General features: G+C 62.5%; 18 protein-coding genes. 10 read left to right on the top strand and 8 right to left on the bottom strand.

Translation table 11 applies throughout. From position 1 onward, the window contains the following. Nucleotides 1-93: 93 nt before the first annotated feature. Nucleotides 94-1,152, top strand: a complete 1,059-nt coding sequence (gene nadA / locus BLR77_RS03880; RefSeq protein ID WP_074675550.1) for a quinolinate synthase NadA — start codon at nt 94-96, stop codon at nt 1,150-1,152. A gap of 96 nt (nt 1,153-1,248) precedes the next feature. Here the strand turns inward: nadA and BLR77_RS03875 are convergent, their stop codons facing one another. Together BLR77_RS03875 and BLR77_RS03870 are read right to left on the bottom strand one after the other, a co-directional pair. Further along, nucleotides 1,249-2,322, bottom strand: coding sequence for an LOG family protein (locus tag BLR77_RS03875; protein WP_074675549.1), 1,074 nt, complete (start codon nt 2,320-2,322; stop codon nt 1,249-1,251). A gap of 133 nt (nt 2,323-2,455) precedes the next feature. Then, nucleotides 2,456-3,859 (bottom strand): MBL fold metallo-hydrolase RNA specificity domain-containing protein, encoded by a 1,404-nt coding sequence (locus BLR77_RS03870; RefSeq protein WP_074675548.1) that lies wholly within the window; start codon nt 3,857-3,859, stop codon nt 2,456-2,458. A gap of 125 nt (nt 3,860-3,984) precedes the next feature. Here BLR77_RS03870 and BLR77_RS03865 point away from each other — a divergent pair, with 125 nt between their 5' ends. Together BLR77_RS03865 and BLR77_RS03860 are read left to right on the top strand one after the other, a co-directional pair. Then, nucleotides 3,985-6,387 carry a phosphoketolase family protein gene (locus tag BLR77_RS03865; RefSeq protein WP_074675547.1) on the top strand — a complete coding sequence of 801 codons (2,403 nt, stop codon included), beginning with the start codon at nt 3,985-3,987 and terminating at the stop codon, nt 6,385-6,387. 37 nt (nt 6,388-6,424) lie between these two features. Continuing rightward, nucleotides 6,425-6,619 (top strand): hypothetical protein, encoded by a 195-nt coding sequence (locus tag BLR77_RS03860; protein ID WP_017677945.1) that lies wholly within the window; start codon nt 6,425-6,427, stop codon nt 6,617-6,619. A 13-nt stretch (nt 6,620-6,632) separates the two neighbouring features. Here the strand turns inward: BLR77_RS03860 and BLR77_RS03855 are convergent, their stop codons facing one another. Continuing rightward, a complete protein-coding gene (locus BLR77_RS03855; RefSeq protein WP_074675546.1) occupies nt 6,633-7,034 on the bottom strand; it encodes a quorum-sensing-regulated virulence factor family protein in 402 nt (133 codons plus the stop codon). A 289-nt stretch (nt 7,035-7,323) separates the two neighbouring features. Between BLR77_RS03855 and BLR77_RS03850 the strand changes: the two genes are divergently transcribed. After that, complete coding sequence (locus BLR77_RS03850) at nt 7,324-9,021, top strand: OmpP1/FadL family transporter (RefSeq protein ID WP_083366016.1); 1,698 nt, start codon at nt 7,324-7,326, stop codon at nt 9,019-9,021. A 60-nt stretch (nt 9,022-9,081) separates the two neighbouring features. Then, nucleotides 9,082-9,804 carry a tRNA-uridine aminocarboxypropyltransferase gene (locus tag BLR77_RS03845; protein WP_074675544.1) on the top strand — a complete coding sequence of 241 codons (723 nt, stop codon included), beginning with the start codon at nt 9,082-9,084 and terminating at the stop codon, nt 9,802-9,804. Here the strand turns inward: BLR77_RS03845 and BLR77_RS03840 are convergent. Then, complete coding sequence (locus BLR77_RS03840; protein ID WP_074675543.1) at nt 9,764-10,690, bottom strand: DMT family transporter; 927 nt, start codon at nt 10,688-10,690, stop codon at nt 9,764-9,766. The two genes, BLR77_RS03845 and BLR77_RS03840, sit on opposite strands and share 41 nt — an antisense overlap. Before the next feature lie 203 nt (nt 10,691-10,893). On the opposite strand from BLR77_RS03840, the gene erdR reads away from it, so the two are divergent. After that, nucleotides 10,894-11,544 (top strand): response regulator transcription factor ErdR, encoded by a 651-nt coding sequence (gene erdR, locus BLR77_RS03835; protein ID WP_074675542.1) that lies wholly within the window; start codon nt 10,894-10,896, stop codon nt 11,542-11,544. 60 nt (nt 11,545-11,604) lie between these two features. Here erdR and BLR77_RS03830 read toward each other — a convergent pair whose 3' ends face one another. Continuing rightward, a complete protein-coding gene (locus BLR77_RS03830) occupies nt 11,605-12,531 on the bottom strand; it encodes a LysR family transcriptional regulator (protein ID WP_074675541.1) in 927 nt (308 codons plus the stop codon). Nucleotides 12,532-12,644: 113 nt separating this feature from the next. Between BLR77_RS03830 and fpr the strand changes: the two genes are divergently transcribed. Then, nucleotides 12,645-13,424 (top strand): ferredoxin-NADP reductase, encoded by a 780-nt coding sequence (fpr, locus tag BLR77_RS03825; RefSeq protein WP_037005020.1) that lies wholly within the window; start codon nt 12,645-12,647, stop codon nt 13,422-13,424. 247 nt (nt 13,425-13,671) lie between these two features. Here fpr and BLR77_RS03820 read toward each other — a convergent pair whose 3' ends face one another. The 3 genes from BLR77_RS03820 to BLR77_RS03810 are packed head-to-tail and all read right to left on the bottom strand — an operon-like array spanning nt 13,672 to nt 15,966. Next, nucleotides 13,672-14,226, bottom strand: a complete 555-nt coding sequence (locus tag BLR77_RS03820; protein ID WP_074675540.1) for a peptidylprolyl isomerase — start codon at nt 14,224-14,226, stop codon at nt 13,672-13,674. Nucleotides 14,227-14,231: 5 nt separating this feature from the next. Next, nucleotides 14,232-15,029, bottom strand: a complete 798-nt coding sequence (locus BLR77_RS03815) for an alpha/beta fold hydrolase (RefSeq protein ID WP_074675539.1) — start codon at nt 15,027-15,029, stop codon at nt 14,232-14,234. A gap of 10 nt (nt 15,030-15,039) precedes the next feature. Beyond that, the gene (locus BLR77_RS03810) at nt 15,040-15,966 is read right to left on the bottom strand and encodes a LysR family transcriptional regulator (RefSeq protein WP_074675538.1); all 927 of its coding nucleotides are present in this window, start codon (nt 15,964-15,966) and stop codon (nt 15,040-15,042) included. A 77-nt stretch (nt 15,967-16,043) separates the two neighbouring features. Here BLR77_RS03810 and BLR77_RS03805 point away from each other — a divergent pair, with 77 nt between their 5' ends. The 3 genes from BLR77_RS03805 to pomA all read left to right on the top strand — a co-directional run bounded on the left by BLR77_RS03805 (nt 16,044) and on the right by pomA (nt 18,099). Beyond that, a complete protein-coding gene (locus tag BLR77_RS03805) occupies nt 16,044-16,358 on the top strand; it encodes a 3-phosphoglycerate kinase (RefSeq protein WP_074675537.1) in 315 nt (104 codons plus the stop codon). Between the two features lie 135 nt (nt 16,359-16,493). Next, the gene (locus tag BLR77_RS03800) at nt 16,494-17,093 is read left to right on the top strand and encodes an FMN-dependent NADH-azoreductase (protein WP_074675536.1); all 600 of its coding nucleotides are present in this window, start codon (nt 16,494-16,496) and stop codon (nt 17,091-17,093) included. Between the two features lie 238 nt (nt 17,094-17,331). Then, a complete protein-coding gene (gene pomA / locus BLR77_RS03795) occupies nt 17,332-18,099 on the top strand; it encodes a flagellar motor protein PomA (RefSeq protein WP_074675535.1) in 768 nt (255 codons plus the stop codon). Nucleotides 18,100-18,204: the final 105 nt, after the last annotated feature.

Raw genomic sequence — 18,204 nt, 5'->3', positions numbered from 1 at the left:
CGACTTTCCTCTGATTCGCCTATCCGCGCGTTCTTTCCGAGGTTCTCGGGAAGGTATACTCGGCACGCCGGACAACAATCAGAGCCTGATGAAATGACGCAGATTTCCGAACGTCTCCTCGTTCAAGCCCACCTCGATGCCAAGCAGCCCAAGCCGCTGACGGCCGAGGAGGAGGCTGTCTATCGCCGCGAAATCGCCGCCGAGCTGAAGAAGCAGAACGCGGTGCTGGTGGCGCACTATTACTGCGATCCGGTCATCCAGGCGCTGGCCGAGGAAACCGGTGGTTGCGTCTCCGACTCTCTGGAAATGGCTCGCTTCGGCAACCAGCATCCGGCGCAGACCGTGGTGGTGGCCGGGGTCAAGTTCATGGGCGAGACGGCGAAGATTCTCAACCCGGAAAAGCGCGTGCTGATGCCGACGCTGGAGGCGACCTGCTCGCTTGATCTGGGCTGCCCGGTGGACGAGTTTTCGGCTTTCTGCGATCAGCACCCGGAGCGGACCGTGGTGGTGTACGCCAACACCTCGGCCGCAGTGAAGGCGCGTGCCGACTGGGTGGTGACCTCCAGTTGCGCGCTGGAGATCGTCGAGAGCCTGATGGACAACGGTGAAACCATCATCTGGGCGCCGGACAAGCATCTGGGCAACTACATCCAGCGCGAGACCGGCGCCGATATGCTGCTGTGGGATGGCGCCTGCATCGTGCACGAGGAGTTCAAGTCCAAGCAGTTGCTGGACATGAAGGCGCTGTATCCGGACGCCGCCATTCTGGTGCACCCCGAGTCGCCGCAGAATGTGGTCGAGCTGGCCGATGCGGTGGGCTCCACCAGCCAGTTGATCAAGGCGGCGCAGACTCTGCCGAACTCCACCTTCATCGTCGCCACTGACCGCGGCATCTTCTACAAGATGCAGCAGCTGTGCCCGGACAAGACCTTCATCGAGGCGCCAACCGCCGGCAATGGCGCTGCCTGCCGCAGCTGTGCGCACTGCCCATGGATGGCGATGAATACGCTGGAGAGGGTGCTGACCGGCCTGCGTCAGGGCTCCAGCGAGATTCACGTCGACCCGGCGCTGATTCCCAAGGCGATCAAGCCGCTCAAGCGCATGCTCGATTTCACTCAGGCGGCGCGGATGAAAGTCGCCGGCAACGCCTGATCTCGAAGTGCTTAACAAGAAGCCCAGCCAATGCTGGGCTTCTTGCTTTGCGTATCCCGGATGCAATCCGGGGGCTGGCCCCGGGCTACGCCTGCATCAGCTCGCCCAGTTTTCCGGTTCGTTGACCACATTGAGCAGGGCCCGCAAGCGGCCGTAGTCGCGACCGTTGAAGGCGAAGGCCAGGCGGGTCAGGTGGCACAGTTCCGGTTCGTCGCGTTCCTGTTCGCAATAGGGTTGTTGGGTAAAGCCACCCTCTTTGCAGAGGCAGGCGAAATCGCTGTCCAGCTTTGCCAGAGCCGCCTCGTTGAGCGGGTGATTGAGGCGAATCACGAAGCGATCCCTGAGCCAACGACTGGAGTGGAAGTTGCGGTAGAACCGGGCTATTTCATCCACTGCCTCTTCGGCGCTGTAGACCAGATGCATCAGGTTGAGGTCGGTCGGCAGGATATAGCCGTTGTCGCCCAACTGGCGACGAATGAAGCCCAGTGCATCTTCCCAGTAGCTGCCGCCCGGCTGGTCGAGCAGCACCACTGGCACCAGCGGGCTCTTACCGGTCTGGATCAGGGTCAGCACTTCCAGCGCTTCGTCTAGCGTGCCGAAGCCGCCGGGGCAAAGCACCAGACCGTCGGCCTCCTTGACGAAGAACAGCTTGCGCAGAAAGAAGAAGTGGAATGACAGCAGATGATGGCTACCACGAACCGTGGCGTTGGCTGTTTGTTCAAAGGGCAGGGTGATATTGAAGCCCAGGCTGTTTTCCACGCCTGCACCTTCATGGGCGGCGGCCATGATGCCGCCGCCAGCGCCAGTGACCACCATCAAGTCGCGGTGCGCCAGCAGTGCGCCAAGCTCGCGAGCCTGCTGGTACAACGGATGGTCGGTCGGGGTGCGTGCTGAGCCGAATACCGTGACCTTGCGCCGACGTTTGAGCTGCTCCAGTACGCCGAAGGCATGTTCCATCTCGCGCAGGGTCTGCAACATTATCTTGGCGTCCCAGCGGTTGCGATCCGCCTGAGCCATATGGATCACGGTGCCGAGCATCTCTCGGTATAGCTGCAGGTTCGGGCTGTTGCCGGGGGCTGCCAGGGCCACCAGCTCGTCCACCTTGCTGGTCAGGTCGACTTCGCTGGTTTGCACATGGCGGGACAGATAGTCGTCCGCTTCGTAAGGCATGAAGGCTCTCCTGTTCTGAGCCGGGCGAGAGGCTGATGCTGCTCGCGCCCGTGCCGGTTCCTTGATTATGGAGTTTCATGGAGCTTGCCACAGCCAGGTTGCCGTTTCGCTGTCACCTTTTCGTAAGCGCCGGTTACAGGGCAATCTGTTCGCCCGGTTCGGGAATGTTGGCGATCCAGTTCAGGCGCTCGCGCAGAGCCGCTTGCAGTGTTTGCATCTTCTCCAGCTCGCCATGCACCAGATACAGCTCGGGGTGATGCTCGAACCGGCTGGCCCAGTCCAGCAATTGCGACTGTCCGGCATGGGCGGAGAAACCGCCAAGGGTGTGCACCTTGGCCTTCACCGCGATGCGCTGGTGCAACACCTTGACCGTCTCGGCACCGTCGACGATGAGCCGCCCGAGTGTGCCCTTGGCCTGGAAACCGGGGAATACCAGGTGGCAGTTCTCGCGCCAGAGATTGTGCTTGAAGTGATGGACGATGCGCCCGCCATTGCACATGCCGGCACCGGCGATGATGATCGCGCCGCTCTTGATCCGGTTGATCGCCATCGATTCTTCGGCCGTCGGTGTGCAGCGCAACACTGGCAGCCAGTCCTCGACCCGTTTGGCCCCCTTGGCGGCCAGTGCGGCGCGGTCCTCGGCCGCAAACTGGTCATGGAAACGGCTGTAAATGGCGTTGGCGCGGATGGCCATGGGGCTGTCGAGGAACACCGCCTGCTGGGGCAGGCGGCCCTCCTGGTAGAAGCGACCAAGGTAATAGATCAGGTCCTGAGTGCGGCCGACGGCAAATGAAGGGATCAGCACGTTGCCACCCTCCCTATGGGCTTGCTGCAGTATGTCGGCCAGCTCCTCCAGGGTTTCGTCGCTGGGGCGATGATCACGGTCGCCGTAGGTCGACTCCATCAGCAGCACATCCGCCTGGTTCAGTTGCGTTGGCGCTTGCATCAGCGGCGAGCAGGTGTTGCCCAGGTCGCCGGAGAACACCAGATGACGATGCAAATGATGGTCTTGCACCTGCATCTCGACGATGGCCGAGCCGAGGATATGGCCGGCATTGTGGAAGGTGACCTGCACGCCCTTGGCCACCTCGACCGCTGCGCCATAGGCGTGCGCGCGGCGTTGGCTGAGCGCCTGCTCGGCGTTGGCGATGGTGTATAGCGGTTTGACCGCCGGTTTGCCCTGACGGGCGCGCCAGCGATTCTCCCACTCGGCGTCCTTCTCCTGGAGGAAGGCCGAGTCCAGCAGCATCAGTTCGAGCAGTTCGCAACTGGCCTCCGTGGCGTGGATCGGGCCGCGATAGCCCTCGGCGACCAGACGCGGCAACAGCCCGCTGTGATCGAGGTGGGCGTGGGAGATCACCACTGCATCCAGGTCGCGCGGGTCGAAGGGGAAGGCGCTGCGGTTCAGGTCCTCCTCTGCGCGGCGCCCTTGATGCATGCCGCATTCGAGCAGGACCTTGGCGCCATCGCGGCTCTCCACCAGATAGCAGGAGCCGGTGACCTGTTGAATCGCACCGAGAAAAGTGAGCAGGGCCATGGTTCTGTCCTTGTTGTGTTGATGAAGCGAGTCTGCCGGTTCGAGCCGTGTCGGGTCTTGATGCAGGTCAGCTGGTGCTTTTCCCCCAATGCCTAGACTGGAGATAGACATTCAGGAGATGACTCATGACTCAGCTACTGCCCGACGCTGCCACCTTGGCTCAGCACGCTCAGCAATATCCCGACTTTGCTCGCTGGCAAGCTGGCCACGGACCTGTCCAGCATAGTCCGCAGACCAGTGCCGCAGTCTTTCGTCTCGCCCATCAACTGGTGCAGAACGGTATGCAGCCTGATCTGCCGAGCGTCTATCGCCTGTTGCAAGCACTGGACTCGCTGACGGCAGCCGGCCTCTGGCTGGTGGTGCACATGACTTATGCACGGCGCGTAAGACTTGATGGCCAGCCGCTGCAGGCCGATGACTTCAAACCCGTGCCCGAAGGCCATACCGGTGGCGCGCTGAACATGGTGCCGGCCTATGCCGGCTACCTGGCGCTCGATGCCCTGACTGGCGAGACGCGCGGCTGGTTGATGGGGCAGGGGCACTGTGTGGCGGCGATAGAGGCACTGAACCTGCTGACTGGCAACCAGCATCCGGAACAGGCCGCCCGTTATGCCTGTGATGAAGCGGGCATGAGTCGCCTGGCGGCGGACTTCTACAGCTACACCCAGGCTGCGGACGGCAGCCCTGGCGTGCCGTTGGGCAGTCACGTCAATCCGCACACCGCTGGGGGCATCGCCGAAGGCGGTTACCTGGGTTTTGCCGAGCTGCAGTACGCCCATCTGCCATTGCCGGGGGAGAAGCTGGTGGCCTTTCTCTCCGACGGCGCCGCCGAGGAGCAGCGTGGCAGTGACTGGATGCCACGCTGGTGGCGTGCCGAGGATTGCGGCGTGGCGCTGCCGGTGATGATCGCCAATGGCCGGCGTATCGAGCAGCGTACCGAACTGGGTACGCTCGAAGGTCTGGAGGGCTTTCGCCGGCACCTGCGTGGCTGTGGTTTCGACCCGGTGAGCTTCGACGGGCGTGATCCGGCAGCCTTCGTCTGTGCGCTGTGGGAGATGGAGCAGCGCCTGGCGCATCGGGTGAATGAGATGAACCACGAGTTGATCGGTTATCCCTTGCCCATGCCCTACGGCATTGCCGAAACCACCAAGGGTTATGGCTTCTATGGCGCTGGCAGCAACGCCGCACACAACCTGCCGCTGCCTGCCAGCCCGGCGCTCGATGAGCATGCGCGCGAGCTGTTCAACCAACATGCTGCGGCCTTGTGGGTGGAGCCGCAGGCGTTGTCCGAGGCCTGTCGCCTGTTTGCACAGCGTGCAGGGCGGGTGCTTGAGCGTGACAATCCATTGGCCCGGCGTCAGCCACTGCTGCCAGTGCAGCCGCAGCTGCACTTTCATGATCGGCCCTGTTCACCCATGAGTGCGCTGGATCGTTATTTCGTCGATCTGGTGCGTGCCAACCCGCAGTTGCGACCGCGTGTCGGCAACCCGGACGAACTGGCCAGCAACCGCCTGGGCGGGGTACTGGCGGCGCTCAAGCACCGCGTCAGCCAGCCGGAGAGTGAGCTGGAGTCGGTGCAGGGAGCAGTGATCACCGCACTCAACGAGGAGGCCGTGGTGTCCGCCTGCCTGGCCAACCAGGGCGGGCTGAATCTGGTGGCCAGCTACGAAGCCTTCTGCGTGAAAATGCTCGGCGCCGTCCGCCAGAGCCTGATTTTCGCCCGTCAGCAGAAAGAGGCAGGGCGTCCGTCCGGCTGGCTGGGGTGGCCGCTGGTGGCCACCTCGCACACCTGGGAGAACGGCAAGAACCAGCAGTCGCACCAAGACACCACCTTCTGCGAGGCGCTGCTGGGCGAGATGCACGATGTCATGCGCGTGCTGTTGCCGGCCGATCACAACTCGCTGCTGGCCCTGCTGCCTGGCATCTATCAGGAGCGCGGCCGGCTCGCTTGCCTGGTGGCGGCCAAGCGTGAACAACCCTGCAGCTTCAGCGTCGAACAGGCGCAGCAACTGGCCCGTGAGGGGGCTTTGCTGGTCGATGCCGAAGGCGATGGCGAACCGGTGCTGCTGATTGCCAGCGGCAGTTACCAGTTGAACGAGATGCGCCGCGCTGCCGTTCGTCTGAGCAGGCAGGCTGTGGCCTGGCGTCTGATTTACTTGCAGGAACCGGGACGTTTTCGCATGCCGCGCGATGCTTGGGAGGCTTCCAGCCTGGCCAGCGCCGAGCAGCGCGAAGCGCTGTTTCCCGCAGCCTGCAGCCGGCGCGTGCTACTGACTCACATGCGCCCGGAAGTCGCTGCGGGACATCTATGGCCGGTGCTGGGCGATGCTGCTGCATGTCGCGCGTTGGGCTACCGCAACCGTGGCGGTACCTTCGACGAAGCCGGCATGCTGTTCGCCAACGGTTGTACCTGGGCGCACGTACTGCAAAGTGTTGCCGAGGTGCTCGGTGTCTCGCTCGACGGCTGGCTGACAGTCGAGGAGCGCGCGGCTCTGGCTGGGACGGGGGATCCTCGCTCCCTGCGTTGAGCCAGCTGTCTGGGTCAATAGGAAGGGAGGGGCAGGCATGCCCAAGCTTATTCTGGAGATCGAAACGGACCTCTATCGCACGCTGCAAGAGGCTGCGCGAACCAATCAACTGAGCCTGGAGGATGAGTGTCTACGTCGCCTTGAGGGCGGTGTACGACGGTCGCGCTATATGGAGGCCTTGCTCGCCGAGCTGCGCGCCGCTGATGCGCAGCGCCGAGCGGAAAGGGACTGACGTCGGCTCTGGGTCAGAGGCCGCAGTCGCTCTTGTCGAACACTTCGACGGTAACCGGGCGGTTGCTGCGGTATTCACTGAACTGGTAGCGCAGCTGTGCACCCTGGGCCAACAGGGTGCGATAGCCCGGGTTGCGGCAGACGCTGGCGGCCAGCTGCGCACGCACGATGTCGGGATTGCCGCGCATCTGCGCCGCATGCGCTTCACGCACGCTGAGGTGGTTGATCAGCGTGTGGCCTTCTACTGTGTAGCCCTGATCGAGAATGTCCTCGTTGATCGCTCGCGGCGTGCCCTCGCTGCTCTGCCGGGCGACCTGCTCCAGGGTGCGTGTCAGTTCCATCTCCTTCAGCGAGGCTGCCTGGGCAGTGGGAAGCATCAGGCTGAGCGCGAGAGCGGGGAGGATGTAACGCAGCATGTGATGTGACTCCTGAAAGCGTGGACGAGGGTTGGACAGGGCCTTGCAGCGAATGTTCGCGCCGCTGGCCATTTGCCCGCGTGAAACAAAGTGTTACCGATAGGGACATGCTGGCCTCTGGCCTCCGTCCGTCACCACGACCAAAGGCCGGGGATCATCGGCCAAACCTGCACGTCACAGACATTGAGCCGCCGTTGCAGTCGGATGTCGCCAATACAGACCTGCCTGAAGTCTGTCTCTGGTGCTCACCGAGCTGCGCGGTGTTCAAGCAGCGTGCAGGAGAATAACAATGACAATGCTCTTTCGGCGCTGGCCATCGCATGTGGTGGTCGGCAGTTTACTGGTTTTGCCCGTTGCGCAGGTGCAGGCATCCGGTTATCACTTTGGTTCGCAATCGGTAGCGGCGCAGGGTTCGGCACATGCCAACGGTGCTGAGGCGGCCGACCCCTCGACCATCTTCTACAACCCGGCTGGCCTGGCTCGCCTCAAGGGCACTCAGGTGACCTCCGGCCTGAGCATTCTGCTGCCGGACGGCGATTACAAGGACAAGGGTAGCCGCGACGTGTTCGGCAATTCTGTCTCGGGGGATGCGGGCGAGTTCCTGCCCGATGCAGCCGCTGCGCCCAACTTCTATTTTTCCCATGAGATCAACGACCGGGTGACGGTCGGCCTGGGCATCTTCACCCCGTTCGGCGCGAAGCTCGACTACAAGGAGGACTGGGCCGGGCGCTACGGCATCCAGTCGGCCAGCCTGGAGACGGTGACCTTCAACCCGAGCATTGCCTTTCGCTTCAATGAACACCACAGCATCGGTTTCGGTGTTTCGGCGCAGTACATCAAATCGGTGCAACGTGGGGCGGCGGATGTCAAAGGCGCGTCGCGGCAGTTGGCTGGGCAGTTCGTCGATGCGAACTATGAAAGCACCCGCAATGCGGCGGACCCCATTCTAGGGCCTATCGTGGGGGGCATCGCCGGAGTGCCGGTACCGGAGGAAATCACCTCCTGCCGCGGCGTCGCGGACAGGGACGGTTTCGTCGATTGTGTGGCGGGTAACTTCGCCGACAACGTCCAGGGCGACGGTTATTTCCGGGTCAAGGGTGATGACTGGGGGTTTGGCTGGAACATCGGCTACTTGTGGGAGCCGACCGAGTCGACGCGCTTTGGCGTGTCCTATCGCTCCAATATTCGCCATACCCTGGAAGGTGAGACCAAATGGAGTTTCTCTGGTGTGCAGGGCAGCGTTCCTTCCCCGGATACCTCGCTCGAGGGCGGTTTCACCATTCCCATCGTGGATATCTACGTGCCTCCGACCGATGCCCTGCAGGAGCTGTTCGACCCGGGCAACTGGGTCAACCCTGGCGATTTCGCTGGCTCCAGGTTGCACCCAAACTCCAAGGCCAAGACCGCCATCGATACACCGGAGATGCTCTCCTTCAATGCCTTCCATCAGCTCAACGACAAGGTGGCGTTGATGGCGGATCTGACCTTCACCCGTCACTCGCGGCTCGACGAAGTGCGCATCGGCATCGATCAGGTGGCCGGCTATCCCTACTTCAATGGCGTGACCGAGGGCGACCTGAGCGTCAAGCAGGACTGGAAGGACAGCTACAAGATCTCCATGGGCATGAACTACCAGTACAGCGATGACCTGCTGCTGCGCACGGGGGTAGCCTACGACCGCTCGCCGGTCAATTCGCCGCAGTTGCGCCATCCGGCCTTTCCCGATGCGGATCGCTACTGGCTGTCGTTCGGCGCCAACTACAAGGTGATGCGCGATACTTCGCTGGACTTCGCCTACAGCTACGTACAGTTCTCCAGCGGCAAGATGGATTATCAGGACGGCTGCTCCCCGGCCGGCTGGGTGCCAGGTGCCGGCGGGCTGTACCAGGACAGCGGGGTGCGTTGTACCGGCAATGGTGGCAACTTCACCGGCGAGTACAAGACCCACATCCACTTCATCGGCCTGGCGTTGAACCACACGTTCTGAGGCGTCTGAGCGGCAAACGGGGGTGCTAGAATCGCACCCCCGTTTGCAGTTGCGCCCTCCATGACCCATCCAGCACCACATGCCGTCGCCCGCTTGCGCACAGAACGCCTGGCGCGCAGCCTCAAACCCTTCGTCGCCCGTGGCTCGCGCGCCGAGCGCTGCCCGCACTGCCGGGTGCAGCCGACCCATTGCCTGTGCGCCTGGCGCCCGCAGGTCGAGGCCAACGCCGCAATGTGCCTGGTGATGCACGACATCGAGGCGCTGAAACCGAGCAATACCGGCTGGTTGATCGCCGACGTGGTGCCCGAAACCCACGCCTTCGGCTGGACGCGCACTGGCGTCGACCCGGCGCTGCTGGAGCTGCTGGCCGATCCGCAGTGGCAACCTTATCTGGTGTTTCCCGGCGAGTACGTGGCGCCGCAGCGCGTGGTGGAGGAGGTGCGGCTTGCGCCCGGTAAGCGGCCGCTGTTCGTGCTGCTCGATGCCACCTGGACCGAAGCGCGCAAGATGTTTCGCAAGAGCCCGTATCTGGACGCACTGCCGGTGCTGAGCCTGACGCCGGCGCAGCTATCGCGTTATCGCCTGCGTCGCTCTACGCGCGGCGAGCACCTGTGCACCGCGGAAGTGGCTGCCATGTGTCTGGAGCTGGCGGGCGACCTGCGTGCCGGTGAGGCGCTGGACGATTATCTCGACGTTTTCAGTCAGCACTATCTGGCCGCCAAACGGCGTCTGCCGCTGGATCTCAACGACGCTCTGCACCAGCGTTTGCAGTCGTACCGCTGAGTTCACTCGGCAGCGGCTTGGGCCACAGCTGAGCCAGCAGCATGCCGCCAAACATCAGCGCACAACCCAGATAGCCGCGCGGTGCCAGCACTTCGCTCAGCAACAGGGCGCCGGCGATGGCCGCGAACACGGCTTCCAGCGAGAGGATGATCGCCGCATGCGAGGCGATGGCATGCTGCTGCGCCACCACCTGCAGGGTGAAACCGATCGCCACGCCGAACACACCGCCGTAGAGGATGGCCGGGCCGGCGGCAATGATGCCGTCCAATGTCGCCGTCTCGAACACCAGAGCCAGCGCCAGGCTGATCACCGCGCAGGTGGCGAACTGGATGAAGGCCAGACGCAGTGGGTCGTGACGGCTGGCGAAGAACCCCACCAGCAACACATGCACGCCCCAGACGAAGGCGCCGGCCAACTGCAGCCAATCGCCGGAGGCCACGGTGAAGCCTTCGCCGACGCTGAGCAGGAACATGCCGACCACTGCCAGGCTGGCGCCCAACCAGATGCCGGCGCTGCTGCGCTGGCCGATCAGCAGGCCGAGAATCGGTACCACGATCACGTACAGCCCGGTGATGAAGCCGGAGTTGGTCACCGTGGTGAACAGCAGGCCGACCTGCTGCAGATTGATCCCCAGCGACAGCGCCAGGCCCATGATCACGCCACCCACCAGCAGGTTGCGATTCAGCGGTGCAGCTGGACGCTGCTGGCGACGTTGCAGCAAAGCCAGCACCGGCAACAGAACCAGACAGGCGAGGGCGAAGCGCAGGCCGGTATAAAGGAAGGGTCCGATGTTATCCATGCCCAGACGCTGAGCGACGAAGGCGCTGCCCCAGATCATCGCGGTAATCAGCATCAACAGGTCAGCGCGCAGGGCTTGGCTTCGCATTGGGGCGTCTCGGCAGGAAAGCTGCGCATCCTGCCGCAAAGCATTGAGCTTGACCACCCCGCCACAGCTCGGCATGCTGAGCGCCGCCGTCGGTCCGAGTGGGGAGTCTGTGATGCTCAATGAGCAGGCTTGAGCGGGTCTTCAGGCGAAAAGCACTGCCATACTCACCTCAGTGCCACTCATAACAAGAACAGGATCTGCCAATGGCCGCCTACGAAATCCTGATTGCCGACGACCATCCGCTGTTTCGCAGCGCGCTACAACAAGCACTGACCCTGGGCCTGGGGCCTGAAGTGCGTCTGGTAGAAGCTGCCAGCATCGCCGAACTTGAAGGCCACCTGGCCGCCAAGAGTGATTGGGATCTGGTTCTGCTCGACCTCAATATGCCCGGCGCCTACGGTTTTTCCGGCCTGGTACTGCTGCGCGGTCAATACCCGCAGATCCCTGTGGTGATGATCTCCGCCCAGGAGGAGGCCTCCGTGGTCAACCGCTCCCGCGAGTTTGGGGCCAGCGGCTTCATCCCCAAATCCAGCCCGCTGGAAACCCTGCAACAAGCGGTGCGTCAGGTACTCGATGGCGATACCTGGTGGCCGCCGCTGGCCGAGGAGAGCGCGCCGGTTTCCGCCGAGGCCAAGGCCGCCAGCGCCGGCCTGGCCAGCCTGACGCCGCAGCAGTTCCGTGTTCTGACCATGGTCTGCGAAGGCCTGCTGAACAAGCAGATTGCTTACGAGTTGAGCGTATCCGAAGCGACGGTCAAGGCGCATGTGACGGCGATTTTCCGCAAGCTGGGCGTGCGCACCCGCACGCAGGCCGCGTTGCTGCTGCAGCAGATGGAATCGATCCCTGCGCAGTGAGAACCTGTCTACGATCCGCTGCGCGCCGGTCTGGGCGATCATTCTGCTCGGCCAAGCCACTCAGACGATCGGCGGCAGCACGATCTGATCGCTACGACTGACGCCAGCTGTCAGCGCGCGGCATTGTTCGAGAAACTCGCGCATCGCCGCTGTCTGGTACTTCTGCTTGTGCCAGATGAAGTAGAACTGCCGACGCAGGTCCAGCTCCGGGGTTTCCACGGGCATCAGACTGCCGCGACGAAAGGCATCGCGCAGCGCCAGACGCGAAATGCAGCCGATGCCCAGGCCGGATTCCACGGCGCGTTTGATTGCCTCGGTGTGTTCCAGCTCCAGGCGGATGTTGAGGTTGCGCGGGTGATGACGCATGGCCTGATCGAAGGTCAGTCGCGTGCCCGAACCTTGTTCACGCAGAATCCAGGCTTCGTGCGTCAGCTCTTCCAGGCTGGCACTGCCGTGCTGGGCCAGTGGGTGTTGTGGCGCGCAGAACACCACCAGTTCGTCCTCTACCCAGGGTTGCACCTCGATATCCGGATGCTGGCAGTCGCCTTCGATCAACCCCAGGTCCAGCTCGTAGTGGGCGATCTGCTGCACCACGTGGGCAGTATTGTGTACCTGCAGCTTCACCCGGCATTCGGGATGGCGCTGCATGAAGCTGCCGATCAGCAGGGTGGCGAGGTAATTGCCCACGGTCAGGGTGGCGCCAACGTTCAGCGAGCCATAACCGCTCTTGCCCCCCAGCAGACGCTCGATCTCTCGGGCCTGATCAATCAGGGCCACCGCCTCGGGTAGCAACTGTCGACCCAGCGCATTGAGTGCCAGGCGCTTGCCGGCGCGATCGAACAGCTGGCAGTCGGATTGACGCTCCAGTTCGGTCAGCGAGGTGCTGGTCGCAGACTGCGACAATGCGAGCGATTGCGCAGCGCGCGAGACGCTCTCATGCTGCGCCACGGCAACGAACACCTGAAGTTGTCTGAGAGTAAATCGCATATCGATATAACCGATAACCTATATCTTGATAATCCACTTAACAGATATTGTTGCCGCGAATAAAATGCCGCGCAATTGCGTTTTTGGCGCTGAAGTTCTTCGAGGAAATCATCATGAGCAATATGAACGTCGAGCGCGTGCTCAGCGTCCACCACTGGAACGATACGCTGTTCAGCTTCAAGTGCACCCGTGATCCGGGCCTGCGCTTCGAGAATGGTCAGTTCGTGATGATCGGTCTGCAGCAGGACAGTGGTCGCCCGCTGATGCGCGCTTACTCCATCGCCAGCCCGAACTGGGAAGAGCACCTGGAGTTCTTCAGCATCAAGGTGCCGGACGGTCCGCTGACCTCGCAGCTGCAGCACCTGAAGGAAGGCGACGAGATCATCATCAGCAAGAAGCCCACCGGCACGCTGGTGCTCGATGACCTCAACCCCGGCAAGCACCTCTATCTGCTCAGCACCGGCACCGGTCTGGCACCATTCATGAGCGTGATCCAGGACCCGGAAACCTACGAGCGCTTCGAAAAGGTGATCCTGGTTCACGGCGTGCGCTATGTGAACGAAGTCGCCTACCGCGAGTTCATCACCGAGCACCTGCCGCAGAACGAATTCTTCGGTGATGCGCTGAAGGACAAGCTGATCTATTACCCGACCGTGACCCGCGAGCCGTTCGAGAATCAGGGCCGTCTGACCGACCTGATGCGCAGCGGCAAACTGTTCGCTGATATCGGCCTGCCGCCGATCAACCCGCAGGACGACCGCGCCATGATCTGCGGCAGCCCGAGTATGCTCGACGAGACCAGCGAAGTGCTCGACAGCTTCGGTCTGAAGATTTCCCCGCGCATGCGTGAGCCGGGTGATTATCTGATCGAGCGTGCCTTCGTCGAAAAATAAGCTTTCGATCTGCTGCGCGTCGGCCCTGCTGCGTTAAAAACAGGCTTGAAATGCTCATGTGCTATAGCACACTCCGCTTTCTCACGTGTTTTTGCCTTGCATGGCTCTAGCTCGCGAGCTCGAATAACAAAGCCGCCCTATAGGCGGCTTTGTCTTTTGTTTGGTGTCTTACAGCACCGTAGCCCGGATGCAATCCGGGGAGGGTGTGTGGCGATCTCCCGGATTGCATCCGGACTACACCAGTGTCTTAAAGACGCTTGGCATCGATGATCAGCACCGGCTCGCGCGGTACGTTCTGGTGCATGCCGCGGTTGCTGGTGGGCACCTGGGCGATCTTGTCCACCACGTCCATACCGCGAGTCACCTTGCCGAACACGGCGTAGCCGAAGTCACGCGAGCCGTGGTCGAGGAAAGCGTTGTCCTTGTGGTTGATGAAGAACTGGCTGGTGGCCGAGTCGCGTACCTGAGTGCGGGCCATGGCCAGGGTGCCACGAACGTTGTGCAGGCCATTGTCGGCCTCGTTCTTGATCGGGGCATCGGTGTCCTTCTGGCGCATGTCGGCATCGAAGCCGCCGCCCTGGACCATGAAACCCGGAATCACACGATGGAACTGGGTGCCGGCATAGAAACCACTGTCGACGTACTTGAGGAAGTTCTGCGTGCTGATCGGCGCCTTGTCGGCGGCCAGTTCGATTTCCACTTCGCCGAGGCTGGTGGTCAGCAACACCTTGGGGTTTTCCGCGGCCAGCAGGCTGGTCGACAGCAGCAGGGCACCGGTGGCGAGAATGAGTTGCTTGAGCATGATGGTCAGTTTTCCTTGTTGGCAGTCTCGCCGAGAAAGGCGAGCAGGGCGTTATTAAAGCGTTCCGGTTGATCCAGTGGTGTGGCGTGGCGCGAATTTTCGATCACCAGCAAGCGCGCGTCGGGCATTTCTGCCACGTACTCGCGCTTGCGTTCAACAGGCGTGTAGTCGCGGTCGGCGGTAATCACCAGGGTAGGACAGGTGATGCGAGCGAGGCGTTCCCGCACGCCCCAGCCGATGATGGCGTCCAGGCTGGCTAGGTAGGCGCGCTTGTCGTTCTGTGGCCAGCGCTCTTCGATCTTGCGCCGCAGTTCGGCCTGCTCGGGCCGGGGAAACAGCAGCTTGGCCAGGGCCCTGGCGATGGTTTCCAGGCTCAGCAGGCGCGCTAGCGTCCAGCGTTTGCCGATCTCCAGCCAGTCACGTGCGCTCCTGGCCTTCACTTCAGGGCCACTGTTGACGATGGTCAGGCTGCGCAGCAACTCGGGGCGGTCGACACCAAGCTGAAAGCCGATCATGCCGCCCATTGAGATGCCCACCAGATGCACCGGCGACAGTTGCAGGTGTTCGATCAGGGTGGCCACATCGTCGGCGAAGTCGGCGATGCGATAAGCCTCGCGCGGCTTGTCCGAGCGGCCATGACCGCGCACGTCGAGGGCGATCACCCGGTAATGCTGGGCGAGCACCGGGATCTGGTATTCCCAGTCGCGCGTGCTCGAACCCAGTCCATGCACCAGCAGCAGCGGCGCGCCGTGGCCGTATTCTTCGTAATGCAGCTGGCAGCCATCGTTGTCGAAATAGGGCATGGCAGGGCTCTCAGTTGGCCGACTGCGGGGCGGCGAAGGGCGCGTCCAGAGGGGCGGCATCGAAGTTCTTGATCAGCTCGATGAGAATCTGCGTGGCCGGGCCGAGCACGCGCTCCTTGTTGCTGTAAAGGAAGAAGCGCGGTTTGCGGATAGCGCCCTGAGTCAGGGGCAAAGGTTTCAGCAGACCATCCTGCATTTCACGGACGATCAGGTGGCGCGGCAGCCAGGCGAAGCCCAGGCCGCTGCTGACGAAGGTGCGCGCAGTCGGCAGGCTGCCCACCGTCCAGCGCTGCTCGGCGCCCAGCCAGCCGGCGTCGCGCGGCTGCAGCCGGCCGCTGTCACGGGTGACCACCTGCATCTGGCCTTCCAGATCCTGGAAGCTCAGCTCGCGTTGCAGGCGGTGCAGCGGGTGTTCCGGGTTGGCGACGGCGACGAACTCCACTTCACCCAGTTCGATGCCGAGGTGGCCAGTGATGTTCAGTGCGCTGATGGCCAGGTCGGCGGTGCCTTCGAGCAGCACTTCCTCGACCCCGGACAGCACCTCTTCACGCAGGCGCACGCGGCAGCCGCGGCTCTGCGGCATGAAGGCGGTCAGGGCGCGGACGAGATTGGCGGTGGGGTAGGCGGCGTCCACCACCAGGCGCACTTCGGCTTCCCAGCCTTGCTCCATATGGTGAGCCAGGTCTTCCAGCTGGCTGGCCTGTTTGACCAGTTGCCGCGAGCGGCGCAGCAGCACGTCGCCGGCCTCGGTGAGCACGGCCTTGCGCCCGTCGATGCGCAGCAGCGGTACACCGAGCTGCTCCTGCATGCGCGCCACGGTATAGCTGACCGAGGACTGCGAGCGGTGCAGCACGTCGGCGGCCTGGGCGAAGCCGCCCTGGTCCACCACGGCCTGCAGCGTGCGCCATTGATCCAGGGTTACACGAGGAGCTTTCATCACATCATCCTGCCTGAGTCGGCTGTTATCGCCGATGATCTCCACCTACACTGGCGATCCCATGTTGGAGAGCACCGATGAAAAAAATAATCTGCTTGCTGTTCGCCTTTCTGCCGTTGGCCGCCCATGCCTATCCCATCGAGCTGGAAAAACAGTTCAACGGCGCCGAGGTCTCCGCGACCACCCAGGAAATCGACCACAACATGGCGGCGTTGATGCTCTACAACTACGGCCAGAGCGAAGCCGAGTGCCGTGCTGTGTTCCGCAATGGCCCTGAAGCGCCACGTACTCGGCGGACCGTGTTGGCGCCTGGCGCCAGCAACAATATGACGGTGAAGTTCACCCGCAGCGTGATTCGCCTGCGGATCAACCTGACCTGCAACCTGAAGTGACGAAAGACTAGATGCGGCAGGTCGATAAATCAAATTAGTCGATATATGTAAGCGGATATTTACGCTTTTTAATCGAATGTCGCGTCTCTACTCTGTGCTCCATCGACTCTTACTCATCTCGATGGAGCCTCAGACATGTCCCGTATTCTCGTAATCGAAAGCAGCGCCCGCCAGCAAGGTTCGGTCTCCCGCGAACTGACCCAGCAATTCATCGCCAACTGGCAGGCGGCACATCCAGCTGACCAGATTCAGGTACGCGATCTGGCGGCCGAACCTGTGCCGCACCTCGATGCCACGCTGCTCGGTGGCTGGATGACGCCGAGCGAGCAGCAGAGCGAAGCCGAGAAAGCCGCCCTGGCCCGCTCCAACCAACTGACCGATGAGCTGCTGGCTGCCGATGTGCTGGTGCTGGCTGCGCCGATGTATAACTTCGCCATCCCCAGTACCCTCAAGGCCTGGCTGGATCATGTGCTGCGCGCCGGCGTCACCTTCAAGTACACCGAAACCGGCCCCCAGGGGCTGTTGATCGGTAAACGCGCCTTTGTGCTGACCGCTCGCGGTGGCATCTACGCCGGTAGCGCGCTGGATCATCAGGAGCCCTACCTGCGCCAGGCACTGGCCTTCGTCGGTATCCATGACGTGCAGTTCATCCATGCCGAAGGCTTGAACCTGGGTGCCGAATTCAGCCAGAAAGGTCTGGCCCAGGCCAGGGCCAAGCTGGCTGAAGTGGTCTGATACCCTCTGCCTCACTCCCTTCCCTCAGGCAGCGTGCCCCATTCGGGCGCGCTGCCTCGCCGTTGTCCTTCCGCATCAGCCGCGTGGTTACGGAGCATCCGTAGCGTATTGCGCTAGATTGTTTCTACGTCTTCATAAAACGCCGTACTGGCCGATACTCGTCCAGTCATCAATCTGTCTGGTGTGCGCTGAATGGGGCGCTGCTGCAACAGCCTGTGCAAGGCTTGGGGGGAAAACGGTGGATCTGGCGACGCTGATCGGTCTGGTGGGTGCTTTGGTGGTGATCGGCGCGGCGATTATTCTCGGGGCATCCAGCGAGGTGTTCTTCAACGTGCCGTCACTGCTTATCGTGGTGGTCGGCAGCCTGTTCGTGGTGCTGGTGAAATTCAGCTTCGGGCAGTTTCTCGGCGCCTTCAAGGTGGTGGCCAGGGCGTTTCGCTTCCGTCTGCCTTCAGTCGAGGGCTGCATCAGCGAGATGGTGGAAATCGCCCAGGTGGCGCGCAAGGAGGGCGTGCTGGCCCTGGAGGGGCGCGACTTCAGTTCGCCGTTCCTGTCGGCCGGCGTGCAACTGATGATCGACGGGCAGGGCCAGGACACCATCCGCGCCTTCCTGGAAAAGGAGAGGGTGTTGACCCTCGAGCGCAACCGCGAAGGCGCCAAGGTGTTCTCCGCTCTCGGCGATGTCGGTCCGGCCATGGGCATGATCGGTACCCTGGTGGGCCTGGTGCAGATGCTGTCGAACATGGAGGACCCCAAATCCATTGGTCCAGCCATGGCCGTGGCACTGCTGACCACGCTCTACGGCGCGATGATGGCGACCATGATCTGCCTGCCACTGGCGGACAAGCTGAGCCTGCGCAGCAGCGAGGAGGCGCGGATGCAGGCGCTGTGGATAGATGCCCTGTTGGCCATTCAGGACGGGGTCAATCCGCGCATCATCGAGCAGATGCTCAAGAGCTACCTGCCGCCTTCGAAGCGCGAGTTGCAAGCCGAGAAGTCGGGCTAGCAGGCCGTTGAAAAACGTAGGCGAGGCAGGCAAGACAAGGCAAAAACGGCCGAAAAAGCGCAGTTTACGTGCTGTAAATGAGCATTTTGAGGACGTTTTTAACGC

This window comes from Ectopseudomonas alcaliphila (genome assembly GCF_900101755.1).
GTDB classification, from domain to species: Bacteria; Pseudomonadota; Gammaproteobacteria; order Pseudomonadales; family Pseudomonadaceae; genus Aquipseudomonas; species Aquipseudomonas alcaliphila.
The sequence above is the reverse complement of the archived record's forward strand: the minus strand, read 5'-3'. Positions and strand labels throughout refer to the sequence as shown.

Coding starts and splice junctions, on each gene's coding strand:
- nadA (WP_074675550.1), top strand. CDS start 94: ATGACGCAGATTTCCGAACGTCTCCTCGTTCAAGCCCACCTCGATGCC.
- BLR77_RS03875 (WP_074675549.1), bottom strand. CDS start 2,322: ATGCCTTACGAAGCGGACGACTATCTGTCCCGCCATGTGCAAACCAGC.
- BLR77_RS03870 (WP_074675548.1), bottom strand. CDS start 3,859: ATGGCCCTGCTCACTTTTCTCGGTGCGATTCAACAGGTCACCGGCTCC.
- BLR77_RS03865 (WP_074675547.1), top strand. CDS start 3,985: ATGACTCAGCTACTGCCCGACGCTGCCACCTTGGCTCAGCACGCTCAG.
- BLR77_RS03860 (WP_017677945.1), top strand. CDS start 6,425: ATGCCCAAGCTTATTCTGGAGATCGAAACGGACCTCTATCGCACGCTG.
- BLR77_RS03855 (WP_074675546.1), bottom strand. CDS start 7,034: ATGCTGCGTTACATCCTCCCCGCTCTCGCGCTCAGCCTGATGCTTCCC.
- BLR77_RS03850 (WP_083366016.1), top strand. CDS start 7,324: ATGACAATGCTCTTTCGGCGCTGGCCATCGCATGTGGTGGTCGGCAGT.
- BLR77_RS03845 (WP_074675544.1), top strand. CDS start 9,082: ATGACCCATCCAGCACCACATGCCGTCGCCCGCTTGCGCACAGAACGC.
- BLR77_RS03840 (WP_074675543.1), bottom strand. CDS start 10,690: ATGCGAAGCCAAGCCCTGCGCGCTGACCTGTTGATGCTGATTACCGCG.
- erdR (WP_074675542.1), top strand. CDS start 10,894: ATGGCCGCCTACGAAATCCTGATTGCCGACGACCATCCGCTGTTTCGC.
- BLR77_RS03830 (WP_074675541.1), bottom strand. CDS start 12,531: ATGCGATTTACTCTCAGACAACTTCAGGTGTTCGTTGCCGTGGCGCAG.
- fpr (WP_037005020.1), top strand. CDS start 12,645: ATGAGCAATATGAACGTCGAGCGCGTGCTCAGCGTCCACCACTGGAAC.
- BLR77_RS03820 (WP_074675540.1), bottom strand. CDS start 14,226: ATGCTCAAGCAACTCATTCTCGCCACCGGTGCCCTGCTGCTGTCGACC.
- BLR77_RS03815 (WP_074675539.1), bottom strand. CDS start 15,029: ATGCCCTATTTCGACAACGATGGCTGCCAGCTGCATTACGAAGAATAC.
- BLR77_RS03810 (WP_074675538.1), bottom strand. CDS start 15,966: ATGAAAGCTCCTCGTGTAACCCTGGATCAATGGCGCACGCTGCAGGCC.
- BLR77_RS03805 (WP_074675537.1), top strand. CDS start 16,044: ATGAAAAAAATAATCTGCTTGCTGTTCGCCTTTCTGCCGTTGGCCGCC.
- BLR77_RS03800 (WP_074675536.1), top strand. CDS start 16,494: ATGTCCCGTATTCTCGTAATCGAAAGCAGCGCCCGCCAGCAAGGTTCG.